Here is an 18283-nt window from a genome sequence, read left to right as displayed (position 1 = left end):
TGTACCGGAGTCTTTAATGAACATGCGAACTCTGTCCCTCGCCGCGCTCACCGTGCTCGACGTTCCGCCACCGGAACAGGTGCGGATCGCGGCACAAACCGGCTTTACTCACGTTGGCCTGCGTCTGCTCCCCGCCACGCCGACCGATCCTGACTACGCTATGCTCGGCGATACCGCAACCGTTCGCGCGACCCTCTCTGCGCTGATGGAGACCGGCATTCACGTATCAGATGTCGAAATCGTGCGTCTGACAAGCGATTTTTCGCTTAATGCCCGCCTGGAAAGCTTTCTTGAAACCGCCGCGCGCCTGGGCGCCCGGCAGGTGCTGGTGGCCGGTAACGATAACCACCTGACCCGCAGCGCTGAAAATCTTGCCGCGCTCGCCGAAACCGGCCGGAAGTATGGTTTAACCATGAATCTGGAGCCGATGCCGTGGACCCAGCTGCGTACCATCGCTGACGCCAGACGGCTGATTTCCGCCAGCGGACGGGCGGACATCGGGATTCTGATTGACGCCATCCACTTCTGGCGCGCGGGAGAGTCGCTCTCCAGCCTCGCCGACCTGCCGCCAGAGTGCCTCAACTATATGCAGCTGTGCGATGCTCCGGCGCAGATTCCCGATAACGAACAGGAGTTGATCTATCAGGCCCGCGCCGCGCGGAAGGTGCCGGGCGAAGGCGGGCTGGATCTGCATGGTCTGATGTCCGCGCTGCCGACGACGCTGCCGGTCTCACTGGAAGTGCCGTTAAGCGGCGCCCAGGGCGCTCTGCCGGCCCTCAACCGCGCGCGGTTGCTGTTCAATGCCGCCCAGTCTTACCTGCGTGCTTGCGCATAAGGAAAACCCTATGACTCAGACCCAACGCCTGGATGTCAGAGAGTTAATCAACAACAATCCGCTCAGCCGTTTCCAGAAACTGGTGGTTTTCTTAGGCTTTTGCGTGATTGCGCTCGACGGTTTTGATATTGCGATTATGGGGTTTATCGCGCCGACGCTGAAGCATGAATGGGGCGTGACTAACTATGAGCTCGGCTTCGTCATCAGCGCGGCGCTGATTGGCCTGGCCCTGGGGGCGCTCCTCTCCGGACCGCTCGCCGACTGGCTGGGGCGAAAAAAAATCATCGTCAACAGCGTCTTTTTCTTTGGCTTCTGGACTATCGTCACCGCCTTCTCGCAAAACATCGAACAGATGATTTTCTTCCGTTTTATGACCGGACTGGGACTCGGCGCGGCGATGCCCAATATCGGCACGCTGGTATCGGAGTATGCCCCCGAGCGTCGGCGATCTTTTCTGATTACGGTGATTTTTTGCGGCTTTACCTTTGGCGCGGCGGCGGGCGGCTTTTCCGCCTCGTGGCTGATCCCGCGCTTTGGCTGGCATTCGCTGATGGCGCTCGGCGGGATTCTTCCGCTGCTGTTTGCGCCATTGCTCATCTGGCTGCTGCCGGAATCGGTGCGCTTTCTGGTGGTTAAACGCGCGCCGGCGGCACGTATCCGGGCGATATTACAACGGCTCTACCCGGGACAAATTGCGGATAACGCTGAATTTACGCTCCCGGCGCAGCCCGTCAACGCCAACGCCATGCGCCTTGTCCTCTCGCGCCAGTACCGCCTCGGCTCGCTGATGTTATGGCTGGTCTATTTTATGGGCCTGTTTCTGGTTTATATCCTCGGCAGCTGGCTGCCGACGCTGGTCAAAGAGGTCGGGCTGACCGTCAGCCAGGCCGCGGTGATGACGGCGATTTATCAGGCCGGCGGCACCATTGGCTCTCTGTTCGCTGGGTGGCTAATGGACCGCATTAACCCCCATCGGGCACTGGGGATGATTTACGCCATCGGCGGCCTGTTTACAATGGCCATAGGCTACGCCGCCGCCAGTTTTGCGCTGCTGTGCCTGCTGGCCTTCGTCAGCGGCGCTTGCCTGAACGGCGCGAATACCGGGATGAATGCGCTCTCCGCCCGCTACTATCCGACCCAGGCGCGCGCTACCGGATCCAGCTGGATGCACGGCGTCGGCCGAATGGGCGCCATCCTCAGCGCCTTTGCCGGCGCGGAAATGATGGCGCTGAATCTCAGCTTCGAAAGTGTCTTTTTAATCCTTGGGATCCCGGCAGCATTCACCGTCATCGGTCTGGTGGTGAAGGGGCTGTTTGCCAGCGATGCCGAATCAGCCTCCCCAACCCCCTCCCCCTCACTGAGGAGTCTGTCGTGAGCAAAATTCATCTTGCCGTCATTGGCGCGGGCGCCATCGGACGCAAACATATTGCGGTGCTTCGCGCTAACCCACGGGCTGAGCTGGTCGCCCTCGCCGATCCTTTGCCCGAAGCGCAGACACCTGGATATCGCAGGGTATGACAACGTTGAAGCCATGCTGGATGCGGTACAGCCGCAGGGCGTGATTAACGCCACGCCCAATCTTCTGCATGTGCCCTGCGCGCTGGCGATCCCGCAGATGCAGTGCTGGCGCTATGCGAAGCGGGCGGCTGGCCAGGCGGCCTAATCCGCATCCACAGGCACCGGCGCAATCCCGCATTGCGCCGACTTTTCAGCGCGCTTTGGCGTGCGAGGCAAAGGAAAAATAAATTTCATTTAAAGATAAAATGAATATTAATCGTTCATTATCTCAGCGTCCCACGTCGCAGCATCACGCTTTCCCGGCCAGACGCACCAGTTAAACCAGCGTTAATCATCTCATTTCATACGTTTTTAACCAAACGACCGTTCATCAGGTGCCCAGCGGACGGTGGGATAATCTTGATGATTTTTCGATCCTTCTCGCATAAATAAAAATTTAATTTCATATAATGAAAAAATGAAATAAATATTTTTATACCTGTTTTAACCTTCCTCAGGCCGCCGTTTGGTCGCCAGGCTGGCGCCAGGGTCCTGTCCCGCTTCCTCATGCAGGGAGCGAATCTCATCAGACATCCGTACTTTGTATCAAGGAGAACACCATGTTAAACGGCATGAAACCCCTGCCCCGCTCCCTGCGCTGGGGAATGGTCGGCGGCGGAGCCACCAGCCAGATTGGCTACAGCCACCGATCGGCCGCGCTGCGTGACAATGTCTTTACCTTGCTGGCCGGCGCCCTGGATATTGATGCCGAACGCGGACGCCAGTTTGGTGAACAGCTAGGGATCGCGCCGGAGCGCTGTTATGCCGATTATCAAACGCTGTTTCGCGAAGAGGCGCTGCGTCCTGACGGTATAGAAGTGGTATCGGTAACCACGCCGAACAATACCCACTTCGCCATTACCAAAGCGGCGCTGGAAGCCGGACTGCACGTGGTCTGTGAAAAACCGCTCTGCTTTAGCGCCGCCGAAGCCCAGGAGCTGCGGGAGCTGAGCATCAAGCATAACAAAATCGTCGGCGTCACTTACGGCTATGCCGGGTATCAGATGATTCAGCAGGCGCGGCAGATGATTGCCGACGGGCTGCTCGGGCAGATTCGGATTATCAATATGCAGTTTGCCCATGGTTTTCATAATGAAGCCGTCGAACTGCAGGCGGAGTCCACCCGCTGGCGCGTCACGCCGAAGTATGCCGGACCAAGCTACGTGCTGGGCGACCTGGCAACGCATCCGCTCTTTGTCGCCGAAACGATGGCGCCGCACCTCAACATTCGCCGCCTGATGTGTTCCCGCCAGAGTTTCGTCGCATCGCGCGCGCCGCTGGAAGATAACGCCTTTGTGCTGATGGAATACGACAACGGCGCCATCGGCTCAATGTGGACCAGCGCGGTCAACAGCGGCGCTATGCACTCGCAAAAGGTGCGGATCGTCGGAGAGAAAGCCAGCATCGAGTGGTGGGATGAGCATCCCAACCAGCTAAGCTATGAGGTACAAGGTGAGCCGGCGCGGGTGCTTGAGCGCGGCATGCCGTATCTCAGCGCCGCGGCCCTGGCCGACGATCGGATCGGTGGCGGTCACCCGGAAGGGCTGTTTGAAGCGTGGGCAAACCTCTACCGGCGCTATGCGATAGCCATCGATGCGATGGATCGCGGCGATCGTGGGTTTCTGGAGCACTTCTGGTACCCGGATGTTGAAGCCGGTCTGCACGGCGTCTACTGGGTCGAGCAATGCGTGAAATCCGCCGACGCCGGCAGCCAATGGGTTGACTTTAATTTACAATAAATGCCATCAACCAGTGGAGCCTTCGCCACTGGTTTCTTTATTTTCCCCGCGCTTACCGCATCATGCAACACAGCGGTAATATCTGTTAAACAAACATTTATTTACGCTTCTGGCTGCCACCACTACACTAGTCGCAGTTTGTAGATTGAGGTGGTAATGAACGACAATAAAATGACGCCAGGTGAACTGCGCGCGACCTGGGGTCTGGGGACCGTATTCTCGCTGCGTATGCTCGGCATGTTTATGGTTTTGCCGGTTTTGACCACCTATGGCATGGCATTACAGGGCGCCAGCGAAGCGCTGATTGGCCTGGCTATTGGTATTTATGGTCTGGCTCAGGCCATATTCCAGATTCCGTTCGGCCTGCTTTCCGACCGCATTGGCCGTAAACCGCTGATTGTCGGCGGCCTGCTAATCTTCGTTATCGGCAGCATGCTAGCTGCGCTGAGCGACTCCATCTGGGGCATCATTCTTGGACGCGCGCTGCAGGGTTCCGGCGCGATTGCCGCGGCGGTCATGGCGCTCCTCTCCGATTTAACCCGCGAACAGAACCGCACGAAGGCGATGGCCTTTATTGGCGTCAGTTTCGGCGTCACCTTTGCCATCGCCATGGTGCTGGGGCCGATTATTACTCACCAGCTGGGCCTGCATGCGCTGTTCTGGATGATCGCCATCCTGGCGACGATCGGCATCCTGCTGACGCTGTGGGTGGTGCCGAACAGTCACAACCACGTCCTGAACCGCGAATCCGGCATGGTGAAGGGCTGTTTCAGCAAAGTGCTTGCCGAGCCGAAGCTGCTGAAGCTCAACTTCGGCATTATGTGCCTGCATATTATGCTGATGTCCACCTTTGTGGCCCTGCCAGGGCAGCTGGAAGCCGCCGGTTTCCCCGCCGCCGAGCACTGGAAAATTTACCTGGTCACCATGCTGATTTCGTTTGTTTCGGTGGTGCCGTTTATCATCTACGCCGAAGTGAAGCGCAAGATGAAACACGTGTTCCTGTTCTGCGTCGCGCTGCTGCTGGTGGCCGAAATTGTCCTGTGGGGCGCGGGCGGCTATTTCTGGGAGCTGGTCGCCGGCGTTCAGCTGTTCTTCCTCGCTTTTAACCTGCTGGAAGCCCTGCTTCCCTCTTTAATCAGTAAAGAGTCGCCGGCGGGCTATAAAGGCACCGCGATGGGCGTCTATTCGACCAGTCAGTTCCTTGGCGTGGCGATTGGCGGCGCGCTGGGCGGCTGGGTAGACGGCTTCTTTGATTCGCAAACCGTATTCCTGCTCGGCGCGCTGCTGGCGATGCTGTGGCTGCTGGTTGCCGGGACGATGAGCGAACCGCCGTACGTCAGCAGCCTGCGGGTCGAAATTCCCGATCAGGTGGTGGCTGATAGCGCGCTGCAGGAGCGTCTGCAGAGCACAGAAGGGGTCAAACAGGTGCTGGTGGTCCCCGACGAACGTTCGGTGTATATCAAGATCGACAGCAAGGTGACCAACCGCTTCGAAATTGAGCAGGCCATCAAAGGGGCGTAAAAAAAGCGGGGACTTCCCCGCTTTTTTTATTGGCTGACGTTTGCAGATGATACGCCAGCGCCGCTCCGGCTTAGTCGCGGAAGTTTTTGAACTGGAACGGCTGTCCCAGGTCGCCACCGCGCACCAGCGCCATCACCGCCTGCAGATCGTCGCGCGCTTTACCAGTAACGCGAATCTCTTCGCCCTGAATTTGCGCCTGCACCTTCAGCTTGCTGTCTTTGATCAGCTTGACGATTTTTTTCTGCGTCGCGCTCTCAATCCCCTGCTTCAGCTTCGCATCGACGAACCAGGTTTTCCCGCTGTGCACGAACTCGTCCGGCACTTCGATAGAACTGCCTTCAATGCCGCGTTTTAACAGCTTGGCACGCAGAATATCCAGCAACTGGTTAATCTGGAAATCAGACTCGCTGAGGACCTTGATGGTCTCGTTTTTTTCGTTCAGTTCGAAGCTTGCTTCAACGTTACGAAAATCAAAACGCGACTCCACTTCACGGGTCGCATTCTCTACGGCATTTCGAACTTCCTGAAGATCGACTTCAGAGACAATATCGAAAGATGGCATCTTTTCCTCTCCTTCTGTTTCTTTTGCGTTGCATAATACCCGCAACGCGACATAACTCAACTGGTTATCCCGCAAGCATAGCCGATGTTCTGATGCTCAAGGCGCGGCTGCAGCCGGCAGCGCAACGAGTATATACTTTAGCTATAAATGCCTGGGGTAGTCGCAGGTGAGGAGGAACAATGAAAGTAACCGTACTCGGATGCGGTGCGCTGGGGCAACTGTGGCTAACCGCGTTATGCAAACACGGACACGATGTCCAGGGCTGGCTGCGCGTCCCACAACCCTTCTGTAGCGTCAATCTGATTGAGACCGACGGGACAATTTTTAATGAGTCGCTAACCGCCAACGATCCTGACTTTCTCGCCAGTAGCGACCTGCTGCTGGTGACCCTGAAAGCCTGGCAGGTCTCTAACGCGGTAAAAAATCTGGCCCAGACGCTACCCGCCTCGTCGCCGATCCTGCTTATCCATAACGGCATGGGAACCGTCGATGAGCTGAAAGGCGTGCAGCAGCCGCTGCTGCTGGGCTCCACGACCCAGGCTGCGCGCCGCGACGGCAACGTCATTGTGCACGTCGCCAGCGGCACGACGCATATCGGCCCGGCGAAAGACTATCCGCAGGATTACAGCGACCTGGCCGATACCCTGCAAAGCGTCCTGCCGGACGTCGCCTGGCATAATAACATCCGCCCGGCAACGTGGAGCAAACTGGCGGTCAACTGCGTGATTAACCCGCTGACGGCGCTGAAGGAGTGCCGCAACGGCGATTTGCGCGACTATCCGCAGGAAGTTGAGGTCATCTGCCGGGAGGTCGCCGCGGTCATGGAGCGCGAAGGTATTCATACTTCACCGGAAAACCTGTTATTTTATGTTCATCAGGTCATTGAAAGTACGGCAGAAAATATCTCTTCGATGTTGCAGGATATCCGCGCGCAGCGTCGTACGGAAATCGACTATATCACCGGTTTTCTACTGAAGCGCGCCCGCGCTCACGGCCTTGCCGTACCGGAAAACGCCCGTTTGTTTGAACTGGTAAAGCGTAAGGAGAATGAATATGAGCGCGTCAGCACTGATTTGCCTCGCCCCTGGTAGCGAAGAGACCGAAGCGGTCACCACCATGGATTTACTGGTCCGCGGCGGCGTGCAGGTCACCACGGCCAGCGTCGCCAGCGATGGCAGCCTGACCATCGTCTGCTCGCGGGGCGTCAAGCTGCTGGCCGATGCGCCGCTGGTCGAAGTCGCCGACGGCGATTATGACATTATCGTCCTTCCCGGCGGGATAAAAGGCGCGGAGTATTTCCGCGACAGCCCGCTGCTGGTGGAAACGGTCCGCCAGTTTCATCTTTCCGGACGCATTGTTGCCGCCATCTGCGCGGCGGCGGCGACCGTACTGGTGCCGCATAACCTTTTTCCAGTCGGCAACATGACCGGCTTTCCGGCCCTCAAAGATCGTATCCCTGAAGATCAGTGGCAGGACAAACGCGTGGTCTGGGACCCGCGGGTCAACCTGCTCACCAGCCAGGGGCCGGGAACAGCGATTGATTTTGCGCTCAAAATGATCGACCTGCTGGTCGGGCGTGAAAAAGCTTATGAGGTTGCATCGCAACTGGTGATGGCGGCGGGGATTTATAACTACTACGAAGCCTGAGCCACAGACGGCTACGCAACCGGTAGCCCGGATAAGGCATGACTGCCGCTATCCGGGATTCTCTTCACGCGAAGCGGCTTACGGGCGGTAAACCTTCACGTTCTCAAAGCCCTGCTCACGCAGGTACAGCGCCTGCAGACGGCTCATCACGCCACGCTCGCACCACAGCAGCCAGGTTTTGCTCTGGTCGAGATTGCCGAACTGGGTGCTCAGCTTGTAGAACGGCAATGACACGACTTCAACGCCTTCAACCTTCAGCGGCTTTTCATCCTGTTCGTCTACGGAACGAATATCCAGAATGACGTCGTTCGGGCTAAAGCCGGTCACGGTTTCTACTTCCACCACGTCCTGCTGAGTCTGCTGGGCGATATCGCGAATATCCACGTTATTCGCTTCCGCCACCACTTTATCGAGGATGCTAAAGTCGAAGTTCTCTTCTTCCGCCTCAATCTTCGCCTTCACCGCTTTCACGGTCGGGCTCTTCGAAATCACGCCGCAATATTCCGGCATGGTGCGGGCAAAATCTTCGGTGCCGATTTCACGGGCCAGATCGATGATGTGCTCTTTATCGTGCGAAATCAGCGGGCGCAGAATCAGGGTGTCGGAGACATTGTCGATCAGACGCAGGTTGGTCAGGGTCTGGCTGGACACCTGGCCCAGCGCTTCGCCGGTCACCAGCGCCTGCACGCCATAGCGTTCGGCGACTTTCGACGCCGCACGGACCATCATGCGCTTCAGCACTACGCCCATCTGCCCGTCGTCGACTTTTTCGAGGATCTCCCCCACCACCGGTTCGAAGTTAATCGCCACGAAACGCACGCGGTGTGAGCTGCCGAAGCGGTTCCACAGGTAGTGCGCCACCTGACGAACGCCGATTTCATGCGCCGCGCCGCCGAGATTAAAGAAGCAGTAGTGTACGCGACAGCCGCGACGCATCAGCATGTAGCTGGAGACGCCGGAGTCGAAGCCGCCGGAAATCAGCGACAGCACATCTTCCTGCGTGCCGATCGGGAAACCACCGATGCCTTCGTAGCGCCCTTTGACCAGCAGCAGGCGATCGTTTTCAATTTCCAGATTGACCGTAATGTCCGGGTCAGTCAGCTTCACGCGCGCCGTTTCGATATGCTGGTTCAGACCGCCGCCGACATAGCGCTCCACTTCGATAGAGGTAAACTCATGCTTCCCGCGACGTTTTACGCGCACGCAGAAGGTTTTGCCTTCCAGCGTTTCACGCCACAGCGGTAGCGTTTGCTCAAAAATATCGTGCAGTGAAGTAAACGGGACGTCTTCGACTTCCAGAATATGGTGGATACCCGGGATTCGGGTCAGCGCATCGCGAATCACCGGACGCTGATTTTCGTCTTTCGCGCGAACTTCGATATGATCCCAATGACGAACGACGGCAAGCGTCTCATCATAGTTTTTAAGAACGTTACGAATGTTCCCGGTTAAGATCTTAATGAAGCGCAATCTCACGGATTGGCTTTTGATGGTGATTTCCGGGAACAATTTAATGATAAACTTCATGGCGACAATAGTTCGTTGGCAAGCCCGACGGGCTTTAAGCAAAAGTTGTACTGCAGCGCACCGCGGTGCCTGCATCCAGGGAGCGCAGTATATCACCATTGCGTACATTGCGCCTCGCATTGCGCGTTTTACATAAAATCATTCAGGATGCGCCCGTGCGGCGGGGGCATAACCCACTTGTCAGCCACCCGTTTGCGCGTTTTCGGCAACGATTCCGCGAAAGGATGAGGTGTATATTTGCTTAACCACGTGACTTCGTTACCATATTGCTGTCGCGACATTACAAGAGTCTATATTCACTATGCCAAAGAAAAATGAGGCCCCGGCCAGCTTTGAAACCGCCCTGGGCGAGCTGGAGCAGATTGTTAATCGTCTGGAAAGCGGCGCGCTGCCGTTAGAAGAGGCGCTCAGCGAATTTGAGCGCGGCGTACAGCTGGCGCGTCAGGGGCAGGCCCGATTGCAGCAGGCCGAACAGCGCGTCCAGATTCTGCTGGCCGACAGCGAGGATAGCCCGCTGACGCCGTTTACACCGGATGCTGAATAAATGGACTTCTCGCAACAATTACATGCTTGCGTTGAGCAGGCCAACGACGCGCTACGTCGTTTCCTCGCTCCGCTGCCTTTTCAGAACACTCCACTGGTTGAAGCCATGCAGTACGGCGCACTATTAGGCGGAAAACGCCTGCGCCCGTTCCTCGTCTATGCCACCGGCGACATGTTCGGCGTCAGCCGCGCGACGCTGGACGCCCCGGCCGCCGCCGTCGAATGCATCCATGCTTACTCTCTGATGCATGACGATCTGCCCGCCATGGACGATGACGATCTGCGTCGCGGTCTGCCGACCAGCCACATTAAATTTGGTGAAGCAAACGCAATTCTTGCCGGAGATGCCCTACAAACGCTGGCATTTTCTATACTGAGTGATGCGCCAATGCCTGAAGTGCCGGACAGCGATCGTCTGGCCATGGTTTCGACGCTGGCGCAGGCCAGCGGCGTCGCCGGAATGTGCGGCGGACAGGCGCTGGATCTGCAAGCCGAAGGCCACCAGGTTGACCTGCAGGCGCTGGAGCGCATCCATCGCCACAAAACCGGCGCGCTGATATGCGCCGCGGTGCGTATGGGCGCGCTGAGCGCAGGTGAACGCGGCCGGGCGGCCCTGCCGGCGCTCGATCGCTTTGCGCAAAATATCGGTCTCGCCTTCCAGGTCCAGGATGACATTCTTGACGTGGTAGGGGATACTGCGACCCTTGGCAAACGCCAGGGAGCTGACCAGCAGCTAGGCAAAAGCACCTATCCTGCGCTTCTGGGACTTGAACAAGCGCGTAAAAAAGCGCATGACCTGATTGAAGACGCCCGTCAGTCGCTGAGTGAGCTGGCCGCGCAATCTCTGGATACGACGGCACTGGAAGCGCTCGCGAATTACATAATTCAGCGTGATAAATAAACAATAAGAGTCTCTGATGAGTTTTGATATTGCCAAATACCCGACCCTGGCGCTGGTGGATTCCACCCAGGAGTTGCGTTTGTTGCCGAAAGACAGCCTGCCGAAACTGTGCGACGAACTCCGGCGCTACCTGCTGGACAGCGTCAGCCGTTCCAGCGGGCATTTTGCCTCCGGCCTCGGCACGGTCGAACTGACCGTGGCGCTTCACTACGTCTATAACACGCCTTTTGACCGTTTAATCTGGGACGTGGGCCACCAGGCCTACCCGCATAAAATTCTGACCGGACGCCGCGATAAAATCGGCACCATTCGGCAGAAAGGCGGACTGCATCCGTTCCCGTGGCGCGGCGAAAGCGAATATGACGTCCTGAGCGTCGGCCACTCATCAACCTCCATTTCTGCGGGCATCGGGGTGGCGATCGCCGCCGCGAAAGAAGATAAACAGCGACGTGCGGTGTGCGTCATTGGCGACGGCGCGATTACCGCAGGTATGGCGTTTGAAGCCATGAACCATGCGGGCGATATCAAACCCGATCTGCTGGTGGTGCTCAATGACAACGAAATGTCGATTTCGGAGAACGTTGGCGCGCTGAATAACCATCTGGCGCAACTGCTCTCCGGCAAACTGTACTCCACGCTGCGCGAAGGCGGCAAAAAGGTCTTCTCTGGCGTACCGCCGATTAAAGAGCTGCTCAAACGCACCGAAGAACATCTCAAAGGGATGGTCGTGCCCGGTACCCTGTTTGAAGAGCTGGGCTTCAACTACATCGGCCCGGTGGACGGCCACGATGTACTCGGCCTGGTCAATACGCTGAAAAATATGCGCGACCTGAAAGGGCCGCAGTTCCTGCATATTATGACCAAAAAAGGTCGCGGCTATGAGCCGGCGGAAAAAGACCCGATTACCTTCCACGCGGTGCCAAAATTTGACCATACCAGCGGGGTTCTGCCGAAAAGCAGCGGCGGCCTGCCCTCCTACTCGAAAATTTTTGGCGACTGGCTGTGCGAAACCGCGGCGAAAGACAGCAAGCTGATGGCCATTACGCCCGCAATGCGCGAAGGCTCGGGGATGGTCGAGTTTTCGAGGAAATACCCTGACCAGTATTTCGATGTGGCGATTGCAGAACAGCACGCGGTGACCTTTGCCGCCGGCCTGGCGATCGGCGACTACAAGCCGGTGGTGGCCATTTACTCCACCTTCCTGCAGCGCGCCTACGATCAGGTGATCCATGATGTCGCCATCCAGAAGCTGCCGGTTCTGTTTGCCATCGACCGCGCGGGAATCGTCGGCGCCGACGGACAAACGCATCAGGGCGCATTCGATCTCTCCTTCCTGCGCTGTATCCCGGATATGGTGATCATGACGCCGAGCGACGAAAACGAGTGCCGTCAGATGCTCTACACCGGCTATCACTACAATGAAGGGCCAAGCGCGGTTCGCTACCCGCGCGGGACCGGCACCGGCGCCACCCTGCAGCCGCTGGCCTCGTTGCCGATCGGCAAAGGCGTGGTAAAACGCACGGGCGAAAAAGTGGCGATCCTCAACTTCGGTACTTTGCTGCCGGAAGCGGCGCAGGTGGCAGACAAGCTCAACGCCACGCTGGTCGATATGCGTTTTGTCAAACCTCTCGATGATGCGCTTATTTTGCAGCTGGCCGCCGACCACGATGTGCTGGTGACGCTGGAAGAGAATGCCATTATGGGCGGCGCGGGCAGCGGCGTGAATGAGCTGCTGATGGCCAATCGCCGTGCGGTTCCGGTGCTGAATATTGGCCTGCCGGACGTTTTTATTCCCCAGGGAACGCAGGAAGAAGTGCGCGCCGACCTCGGTCTGGATGCCGCCGGTATCGAAGCGAAAATCACCACCTGGCTCGCATAACCCCCGCAACGGCTCCTGCTATGCTTAAAAGACCCCCTTTTTTAAGCGCATAGCAGGAGCAAATCAATGCAATACATCACGCCTGAAGCCACCCACCTGCGAGTTTCCCGGCTGTGTCTCGGCTGCATGACCTTTGGCGAGCCGGATCGAGGCAAGCACGCCTGGACCCTACCGGAAGAGAGCAGCCGACCGCTCATTCAGCGTGCGCTGGAAGGCGGCATCAACTTTTTTGATACCGCGAACAGCTACTCTGACGGCAGCAGCGAAGAGATTGTTGGCCGCGCGCTACGCGATTTCGCCCGCCGCGACGAAGTGGTGGTGGCGACAAAAGTGTATCACCAGGTCGGGGATCTGCCGGAGGGCCTCTCGCGTGCACAGATCCTGCGCTCTATCGATGACAGCCTGCGCCGCTTAGGTATGGAATATGTCGACCTGCTGCAGATCCATCGTTGGGACTACAGCACGCCGATTGAAGAGACCCTGGAAGCGCTAAATGAGGTTGTTAAGGCCGGGAAAGCGCGCTATATCGGCGCCTCATCGATGCACGCTCGCCAGTTTGCGCAGGCGCTACAGCTTCAGGAGAGCAACGGCTGGGCGCGCTTTGTGACCATGCAGGATCATTACAATCTGATTTATCGCGAAGAAGAGAACGAGATGCTGCCGCTGTGCCAGCGCTCGGGCGTATCGGTCATTCCCTGGAGTCCGCTGGCGCGGGGCCGACTCACCCGTCCGTGGGGCGAAACCACCGCCCGGCTGGTATCCGATGAGTTTGGCAAATCGCTCTACAGCGCCAGCGATGAAAACGATGCGCTGATTGCGCAGAATCTGGCTGAAGTGGCGGAAGAAGTCGGTGCCAACCGCGCCCAGGTGGCGCTGGCCTGGCTATTGAGTAAACCGGGTATCGCCGCGCCAATCGTCGGCGCCTCCAGGCAGGAGCAGCTCGACGACCTGCTGGGCGCGGTGGATTTAACGCTGACGCCCGAACAGGTAGAAAAGCTGGAAGCGCCGTATAAGCCGCATCCGATTGTCGGGTTCAAGTAACTCATTGTTCCCACGAGGCTCCCGGCTCCCGGCTCGCGCTGCGCTTAGCCGGGCTACAGGTTCACCAACGCCTGCGGGCCGGTAGCCCGCACAGGTGCGCAGCACCGCCTCCGGGAAACGCCTGCCTGCTCGATTTCCCAGGGGCGCTACGCAGGACCGTATTTAGAAAAGACCAATCGGCCAGTGATGGCCTATGACGTACAGCACGCCGGCAGAGATCACCCCGGCGACGATATCATCGACCATGATCCCCATCCCGCCGTGAATATTGCGGTCAAACCAGCGAATGGGCCACGGTTTCCACATATCAAAAATACGGAAAATCACAAACCCGGCGGCGACCCATTGCCAGTCAAGCGTCGGCAACGCCATCAGGGTGATCCACATCCCGACAAACTCATCCCAGACAATACTGCCGTGGTCGTGGGTGCCCATATCTTTCGCCGTGCGGTGGCAAATATACACCCCGATACAGATGCTCATCATCACCACCAGCGAATAGAGCTGCCAGGGGAGAAATGTCATCAGATACCAGAACGGGATTGAGGCCAGCGAGCCCATCGTACCGGGCACCACGGGGCTTAACCCGCTACCAAAACCGGTCGCCAGCAAATGCCACGGATTGCGCATATTGAGGCGACTTTTTGCGACATCTTTACTACGCACCAAAGTGATCGTACCCCTGTAAATCCAGCTGGACCGGTTTACCGGATTGCATCAGCTGCAAACCGTCCGCCTCGGCGCTAATCTGTCCGATGCAGGTAAAGCGCGCCCCAAGCTGGCCGATAGCCACATCAAGCGCGCCGCGGTTAAGTTCAGGCACGGTAAAGCACAGTTCGTAGTCTTCACCGCCAGAGAGCGCCCAGCGCAGCGCCTGCTCCCTCTCTGCATGGCGCAGCAGCGCATCGGATAACGGCATCGCGTCAAGGTCGATCCGCGCGCCGCAGCCGCTGGCCTTAAGAATGTGCCCCAGATCGGAGATCAGACCGTCGGACAGATCGATAGCCGAGCTGGCCAGATCGCGCAGCGCCTGTCCTTGCAATACGCGCGGCATCGGGCGCAAATGGCGCGCCAGCAGGTAGTCGGCATCAGCGGCTGACGCTACCACAAGACGGTCCTGCAAAATAGCCAACCCTGCGGCGCTGTCGCCGGGGGTGCCGGTGACATATACCCAGTCGCCGGGTTTCGCCCCGGAACGCTTCAGCGCGCCCCCCGGCGGGACAAAACCGTGAATACCCAGGGTCATCGACAGCGGACCGCGAGTAGTATCACCGCCGATCAACTGCATATCGTAATAGTTGAGCTGCATGAACAGGCTGTCGCTGAACGATTCCAGCCAGGCTTCATCCGCTGCCGGCAACGTTAACGCCAGCGTTAACCACGCCGGTTCAGCGCCCATCGCCGCGAGATCGCTCAGATTGACCGCCAGCGCCTTGTAAGCGAGATCGGCAGGATCGATATCAGGTAAAAAATGGTTGCCCGCCACCAGGGTGTCGGTGCTGATTGCCAGCGTTTTTTTCTCGGGAATGTTCAGGAGAGCGCAGTCATCGCCGATGCCGGTTTCCACATCGAGACGCCTGCTTTTTACGCGATCAAAATAACGGGCAATCAGGGAAAATTCGCCGCATGCCATACGTTATGCCTCAGCAAAAGAAAAGAATAAGGCCGGACCTTGCGTGGATGACATCCCGCGAGACCCGGCCTGGAGTTTACTTTTTGTTGGGACGAATTGCCGGGGCTGCTTTGTCCAGCACGCCGTTAACAAACTTGTGGCTATCTTCGGCGCCGAAGGTTTTCGCCAGTTCGATAGCTTCGTTAATCGCAACTTTGTATGGCACATCGTCACGTTTAGACAACTCGAACAGGGCGATACGCAGTACCGCTTTCTCTACCTGACCCAGCTCTTCAAGCAGGCGGGACAGGTACGGCTTCATCAGGCCGTCGAGGTATGCGCTGTTAGTCGCCACTCCGGACAGCAGTTCGCGGAAATACAGAACGTCAACATCTTTGACATCCTGCTCCGCCAGGAACTGGTATTCAACATCAGCGATGTCGTTCTGGGACAACTGCCAGGAGTAAAGCGCCTGGACAGCACACTCACGGGCGCGGCGACGAGCAGCAGGTTTCACGGAATTCCCCTTACAAAAAAATTCAGGCCTTGATGGCTTTCAATACGTTAATCATTTCCAGCGCGGTCAGCGCAGCTTCTGCGCCTTTGTTACCGGCTTTGGTACCAGCGCGTTCGATGGCTTGTTCAATGCTTTCTGTCGTCAGAACACCAAAGGCTACCGGGATTTCGCTGTCCTGCGCGACATGTGCGAGGCCATTGCTTGCTCCGCCAGCCACATATTCAAAGTGCGCGGTACCCCCACGAATCACCGTACCCAGAGCAATCACCGCGTCATATTTACCGGTTTTAGCCAGCACGCCAGCCGCCAGCGGCAGCTCATACGCGCCTGGAACCCAAACAACGGTAATATTTTCATCTTTTACCTGACCGATGCGCTTGAGAGCGTCAATAGCGCCTTCCAGCAGGCTGTCATTGATAAAGTTGTTGAAACGCGCAATGGTGATGGCGACGCGAGCGTCCGGGGTAGCAACGTTAGCTTCAATAATGTTCATACTCTTCCTTCGGGTTCATATAGCCCCGCAAGGGGGGCGGATTCTATCATAATAATTTATACACTTCATCCTTCAAACTGCCTGCGCGTTGGCAGCGCCTGTCGACCCCGGTCGCTTACCGCTGTAAGCAAGCAGGATTCTCCGGTTGGCCGCCTCGACGCATCCTGAATGAATGCGTGTAGCGATGCTGCTTTCCCTGTCGGTCAGGGAGATTATGCGCCGACTAAATGCAGGCAAAGATCGGGACCTGTCTGGCGTATCTCGTTGAATTTGAAATGGGGGACATCGGCCAGTTTCTCAAGCCCCGGTAGCACGCATAGCCCGCGCGCGTCGCTGCCTAACAGTTTAGGCGCAATATAGACGATAAGCTCGTCCACCAGCCCGGCCTGCAACAGCGCGCCGGCGAGCGTCGGGCCCGCTTCCACCCAAATGCTGTTAATCTGCTGTTTGCCAAGCTGCATCATCAGCAACACCAGATCGAGATGGCCGTTGTGTTCCGGCACCATCAGCGTTCGCACGCTTTCCGGCCAGCTGCGGTCATCGGCCCGGGTGCTAGCGAACAGCGTCTCTCCGGGCTGATGCACGATGCGGTGCTCAGGGGTAACGCGATTATGGCTATCGACAACAATACGCAGCGGCTGGCGCAGATTTTCCTGCGGGTAGCGCGCGCGAATATCGGCACCGAGCTCTTCCCAGCGTACGGTTAATGCCGGATCGTCTGCCAGCACGGTCGCGCTGCTGGTCAGGATCGCATGGCTTTGCGCCCGCAGGCGCTGCACGTCGCGTCGCGCCTGCGGCGAGGTGATCCACTGGCTTTCTCCGCTGGCCATCGCGGTGCGACCGTCCAGTGAAGCGCCCATTTTTAGCTGTACGTAGGGGAAACCGGTGCGCATCCGCTTGAGGAAACCTTTGTTCAGCGCTTCGGCTTCGCCGATCATCAGGCCATGGCTGACGTCAATACCGGCCTGCTGCAGGCGATACAGGCCGCGCCCCGCCACCTGCGGGTTGGGGTCCTGCATAGCGGCCACGACGCGGGTCACGCCCGCGGCAATCAGCGCGTCGCAGCACGGCGGCGTGCGGCCATGATGACTACAGGGCTCCAGGGTCACATAGGCGGTGGCGCCGCGGGCTTTTTCGCCGGCCATACGCAGCGCATGCACTTCCGCATGCGGCTCGCCGGCGCGATAGTGAAAACCTTCGCCGACGATCTCAGCGTCCTTGACGATCACACAGCCGACATTCGGATTGGGATGGGTGGTGAAGCGCCCGCGCTGCGCCAGCTTAAGCGCTCGCGCCATGTACATTTCGTCATGCATGGCTTAATCCTGTAAGCGGGCGATCTCTTCGCCGAATTCTTTGATATCTTCAAAACTACGATAGACGGAAGCAAAGCGGATATAGGCGACTTTATCGAGCTTTTTCAGCTGCTCCATCACCAGGTTGCCGATCATTTTGCTCGGGACTTCGCGCTCGCCGGTACCGCGTAAATGGGTTTTGATATGATTGAGCGCCATTTCCACATCATCGGCGCTGACCGGCCGTTTTTCCAACGCTTTCAGCATTCCGCTGCGCAGTTTATCTTCATTGAAGGGTTCCCGCACATCGTTGCTCTTGACCACTCGCGGCATCACCAGCTCCGCCACCTCGAAGGTGGTGAAACGTTCGTTACAAACCAGGCACTGCCGACGACGACGCACAGAAGAGCCCTCGCCCACCAGACGAGAGTCGATCACTTTGGTATCTACGGCGAAACAGAAAGGGCAATGCATAGCGCGTCCTGACAGGAAGTTAAACTGACAGGTAGTTTACCGCGAAGTGCCGCGACAACAAAGAAAGAGCTTTTGAGACAAAGGATCTATGGCTCGTGGACGGAGACGATCTACCATGAAATATCCCCCTGAAAACGGAA

At 57.8% G+C, this 18283-nt stretch carries 20 protein-coding genes; 12 read left to right on the top strand and 8 right to left on the bottom strand.

Annotation, left to right across the window (positions count from 1 at the left end; translation table 11 throughout):
* Nucleotides 1–16: 16 nt before the first annotated feature.
* The 6 genes from CWM52_RS05255 to CWM52_RS05230 all read left to right on the top strand — a co-directional run bounded on the left by CWM52_RS05255 (nucleotide 17) and on the right by CWM52_RS05230 (nucleotide 5652).
* Nucleotides 17–835, top strand: a complete 819-nt coding sequence (locus tag CWM52_RS05255) for a sugar phosphate isomerase/epimerase family protein (RefSeq protein ID WP_100683119.1) — start codon at nucleotides 17–19, stop codon at nucleotides 833–835.
* 10 nt (nucleotides 836–845) lie between these two features.
* Nucleotides 846–2210 (top strand): MFS transporter, encoded by a 1365-nt coding sequence (locus tag CWM52_RS05250; RefSeq protein WP_100683118.1) that lies wholly within the window; start codon nucleotides 846–848, stop codon nucleotides 2208–2210.
* Nucleotides 2207–2353: a Gfo/Idh/MocA family oxidoreductase gene (locus CWM52_RS26680; protein ID WP_227521259.1), complete on the top strand. Its 147-nt coding sequence runs from the start codon at nucleotides 2207–2209 to the stop codon at nucleotides 2351–2353. Before CWM52_RS05250 ends, CWM52_RS26680 begins: the two co-directional genes overlap by 4 nt.
* 13 nt (nucleotides 2354–2366) lie before the next feature.
* The gene (locus CWM52_RS26975; protein WP_255410860.1) at nucleotides 2367–2498 is read left to right on the top strand and encodes a hypothetical protein; all 132 of its coding nucleotides are present in this window, start codon (nucleotides 2367–2369) and stop codon (nucleotides 2496–2498) included.
* Between the two features lie 454 nt (nucleotides 2499–2952).
* Nucleotides 2953–4131 carry a Gfo/Idh/MocA family protein gene (locus tag CWM52_RS05235; RefSeq protein ID WP_100683116.1) on the top strand — a complete coding sequence of 393 codons (1179 nt, stop codon included), beginning with the start codon at nucleotides 2953–2955 and terminating at the stop codon, nucleotides 4129–4131.
* 156 nt (nucleotides 4132–4287) lie between these two features.
* Entirely contained in the window at nucleotides 4288–5652 is a 1365-nt protein-coding gene (locus tag CWM52_RS05230; RefSeq protein WP_100683115.1) for an MFS transporter, read from the top strand.
* A 70-nt stretch (nucleotides 5653–5722) separates the two neighbouring features.
* Here CWM52_RS05230 and CWM52_RS05225 read toward each other — a convergent pair whose 3' ends face one another.
* Complete coding sequence (locus CWM52_RS05225) at nucleotides 5723–6214, bottom strand: YajQ family cyclic di-GMP-binding protein (protein ID WP_004858653.1); 492 nt, start codon at nucleotides 6212–6214, stop codon at nucleotides 5723–5725.
* Nucleotides 6215–6393: 179 nt separating this feature from the next.
* Here CWM52_RS05225 and panE point away from each other — a divergent pair, with 179 nt between their 5' ends.
* Nucleotides 6394–7305 carry a 2-dehydropantoate 2-reductase gene (gene panE, locus CWM52_RS05220; RefSeq protein ID WP_100683114.1) on the top strand — a complete coding sequence of 304 codons (912 nt, stop codon included), beginning with the start codon at nucleotides 6394–6396 and terminating at the stop codon, nucleotides 7303–7305.
* Complete coding sequence (gene yajL, locus CWM52_RS05215) at nucleotides 7268–7861, top strand: protein deglycase YajL (protein WP_100683113.1); 594 nt, start codon at nucleotides 7268–7270, stop codon at nucleotides 7859–7861. Before panE ends, yajL begins: the two co-directional genes overlap by 38 nt.
* 78 nt (nucleotides 7862–7939) lie before the next feature.
* Here the strand turns inward: yajL and thiI are convergent, their stop codons facing one another.
* Complete coding sequence (gene thiI / locus CWM52_RS05210; RefSeq protein WP_100683112.1) at nucleotides 7940–9388, bottom strand: tRNA uracil 4-sulfurtransferase ThiI; 1449 nt, start codon at nucleotides 9386–9388, stop codon at nucleotides 7940–7942.
* 301 nt (nucleotides 9389–9689) lie between these two features.
* Between thiI and xseB the strand changes: the two genes are divergently transcribed.
* The 4 genes from xseB (at nucleotide 9690) to CWM52_RS05190 (ending at nucleotide 13752) form a co-directional block, all read left to right on the top strand.
* A complete protein-coding gene (gene xseB / locus CWM52_RS05205) occupies nucleotides 9690–9932 on the top strand; it encodes an exodeoxyribonuclease VII small subunit (RefSeq protein ID WP_004858644.1) in 243 nt (80 codons plus the stop codon).
* Nucleotides 9933–10832: a (2E,6E)-farnesyl diphosphate synthase gene (gene ispA / locus CWM52_RS05200; protein WP_100683111.1), complete on the top strand. Its 900-nt coding sequence runs from the start codon at nucleotides 9933–9935 to the stop codon at nucleotides 10830–10832.
* Nucleotides 10833–10848: 16 nt separating this feature from the next.
* Complete coding sequence (gene dxs / locus CWM52_RS05195) at nucleotides 10849–12711, top strand: 1-deoxy-D-xylulose-5-phosphate synthase (protein ID WP_100683110.1); 1863 nt, start codon at nucleotides 10849–10851, stop codon at nucleotides 12709–12711.
* A 66-nt stretch (nucleotides 12712–12777) separates the two neighbouring features.
* The gene (locus CWM52_RS05190) at nucleotides 12778–13752 is read left to right on the top strand and encodes an aldo/keto reductase (RefSeq protein ID WP_100683109.1); all 975 of its coding nucleotides are present in this window, start codon (nucleotides 12778–12780) and stop codon (nucleotides 13750–13752) included.
* 162 nt (nucleotides 13753–13914) lie between these two features.
* Here CWM52_RS05190 and pgpA read toward each other — a convergent pair whose 3' ends face one another.
* The 6 genes from pgpA to nrdR all read right to left on the bottom strand — a co-directional run bounded on the left by pgpA (nucleotide 13915) and on the right by nrdR (nucleotide 18143).
* Nucleotides 13915–14421: a phosphatidylglycerophosphatase A gene (gene pgpA, locus CWM52_RS05185; RefSeq protein ID WP_100683108.1), complete on the bottom strand. Its 507-nt coding sequence runs from the start codon at nucleotides 14419–14421 to the stop codon at nucleotides 13915–13917.
* Complete coding sequence (gene thiL, locus CWM52_RS05180) at nucleotides 14411–15385, bottom strand: thiamine-phosphate kinase (RefSeq protein WP_100683107.1); 975 nt, start codon at nucleotides 15383–15385, stop codon at nucleotides 14411–14413. Before thiL ends, pgpA begins: the two co-directional genes overlap by 11 nt.
* A gap of 76 nt (nucleotides 15386–15461) precedes the next feature.
* Nucleotides 15462–15881 (bottom strand): transcription antitermination factor NusB, encoded by a 420-nt coding sequence (gene nusB / locus CWM52_RS05175; protein WP_004858621.1) that lies wholly within the window; start codon nucleotides 15879–15881, stop codon nucleotides 15462–15464.
* A 22-nt stretch (nucleotides 15882–15903) separates the two neighbouring features.
* Entirely contained in the window at nucleotides 15904–16374 is a 471-nt protein-coding gene (gene ribE / locus CWM52_RS05170) for a 6,7-dimethyl-8-ribityllumazine synthase (RefSeq protein WP_004858618.1), read from the bottom strand.
* A gap of 212 nt (nucleotides 16375–16586) precedes the next feature.
* On the bottom strand, nucleotides 16587–17690 hold the full coding sequence (gene ribD / locus CWM52_RS05165) for a bifunctional diaminohydroxyphosphoribosylaminopyrimidine deaminase/5-amino-6-(5-phosphoribosylamino)uracil reductase RibD (protein ID WP_100683106.1): 1104 nt from the start codon (nucleotides 17688–17690) through the stop codon (nucleotides 16587–16589).
* A gap of 3 nt (nucleotides 17691–17693) precedes the next feature.
* Nucleotides 17694–18143, bottom strand: coding sequence for a transcriptional regulator NrdR (gene nrdR / locus CWM52_RS05160; protein WP_004858609.1), 450 nt, complete (start codon nucleotides 18141–18143; stop codon nucleotides 17694–17696).
* Nucleotides 18144–18283: the final 140 nt, after the last annotated feature.

This window comes from Raoultella sp. T31 (assembly GCF_002806725.1).
GTDB lineage: Bacteria > Pseudomonadota > Gammaproteobacteria > Enterobacterales > Enterobacteriaceae > Klebsiella > Klebsiella electrica.
The sequence above is the reverse complement of the archived record's forward strand: the minus strand, read 5'-3'. Positions and strand labels throughout refer to the sequence as shown.

What these genes read in the sequence shown, in the direction of transcription:
- CWM52_RS05255 (WP_100683119.1), top strand. Translation starts at nt 17, where the DNA reads ATGAACATGCGAACTCTGTCCCTCGCCGCGCTCACCGTGCTCGACGTT.
- CWM52_RS05250 (WP_100683118.1), top strand. Translation starts at nt 846, where the DNA reads ATGACTCAGACCCAACGCCTGGATGTCAGAGAGTTAATCAACAACAAT.
- CWM52_RS26975 (WP_255410860.1), top strand. Translation starts at nt 2,367, where the DNA reads ATGCTGGATGCGGTACAGCCGCAGGGCGTGATTAACGCCACGCCCAAT.
- CWM52_RS05235 (WP_100683116.1), top strand. Translation starts at nt 2,953, where the DNA reads ATGTTAAACGGCATGAAACCCCTGCCCCGCTCCCTGCGCTGGGGAATG.
- CWM52_RS05230 (WP_100683115.1), top strand. Translation starts at nt 4,288, where the DNA reads ATGAACGACAATAAAATGACGCCAGGTGAACTGCGCGCGACCTGGGGT.
- CWM52_RS05225 (WP_004858653.1), bottom strand. Translation starts at nt 6,214, where the DNA reads ATGCCATCTTTCGATATTGTCTCTGAAGTCGATCTTCAGGAAGTTCGA.
- panE (WP_100683114.1), top strand. Translation starts at nt 6,394, where the DNA reads ATGAAAGTAACCGTACTCGGATGCGGTGCGCTGGGGCAACTGTGGCTA.
- yajL (WP_100683113.1), top strand. Translation starts at nt 7,268, where the DNA reads ATGAGCGCGTCAGCACTGATTTGCCTCGCCCCTGGTAGCGAAGAGACC.
- thiI (WP_100683112.1), bottom strand. Translation starts at nt 9,388, where the DNA reads ATGAAGTTTATCATTAAATTGTTCCCGGAAATCACCATCAAAAGCCAA.
- xseB (WP_004858644.1), top strand. Translation starts at nt 9,690, where the DNA reads ATGCCAAAGAAAAATGAGGCCCCGGCCAGCTTTGAAACCGCCCTGGGC.
- ispA (WP_100683111.1), top strand. Translation starts at nt 9,933, where the DNA reads ATGGACTTCTCGCAACAATTACATGCTTGCGTTGAGCAGGCCAACGAC.
- dxs (WP_100683110.1), top strand. Translation starts at nt 10,849, where the DNA reads ATGAGTTTTGATATTGCCAAATACCCGACCCTGGCGCTGGTGGATTCC.
- CWM52_RS05190 (WP_100683109.1), top strand. Translation starts at nt 12,778, where the DNA reads ATGCAATACATCACGCCTGAAGCCACCCACCTGCGAGTTTCCCGGCTG.
- thiL (WP_100683107.1), bottom strand. Translation starts at nt 15,385, where the DNA reads ATGGCATGCGGCGAATTTTCCCTGATTGCCCGTTATTTTGATCGCGTA.
- ribE (WP_004858618.1), bottom strand. Translation starts at nt 16,374, where the DNA reads ATGAACATTATTGAAGCTAACGTTGCTACCCCGGACGCTCGCGTCGCC.
- ribD (WP_100683106.1), bottom strand. Translation starts at nt 17,690, where the DNA reads ATGCATGACGAAATGTACATGGCGCGAGCGCTTAAGCTGGCGCAGCGC.
- nrdR (WP_004858609.1), bottom strand. Translation starts at nt 18,143, where the DNA reads ATGCATTGCCCTTTCTGTTTCGCCGTAGATACCAAAGTGATCGACTCT.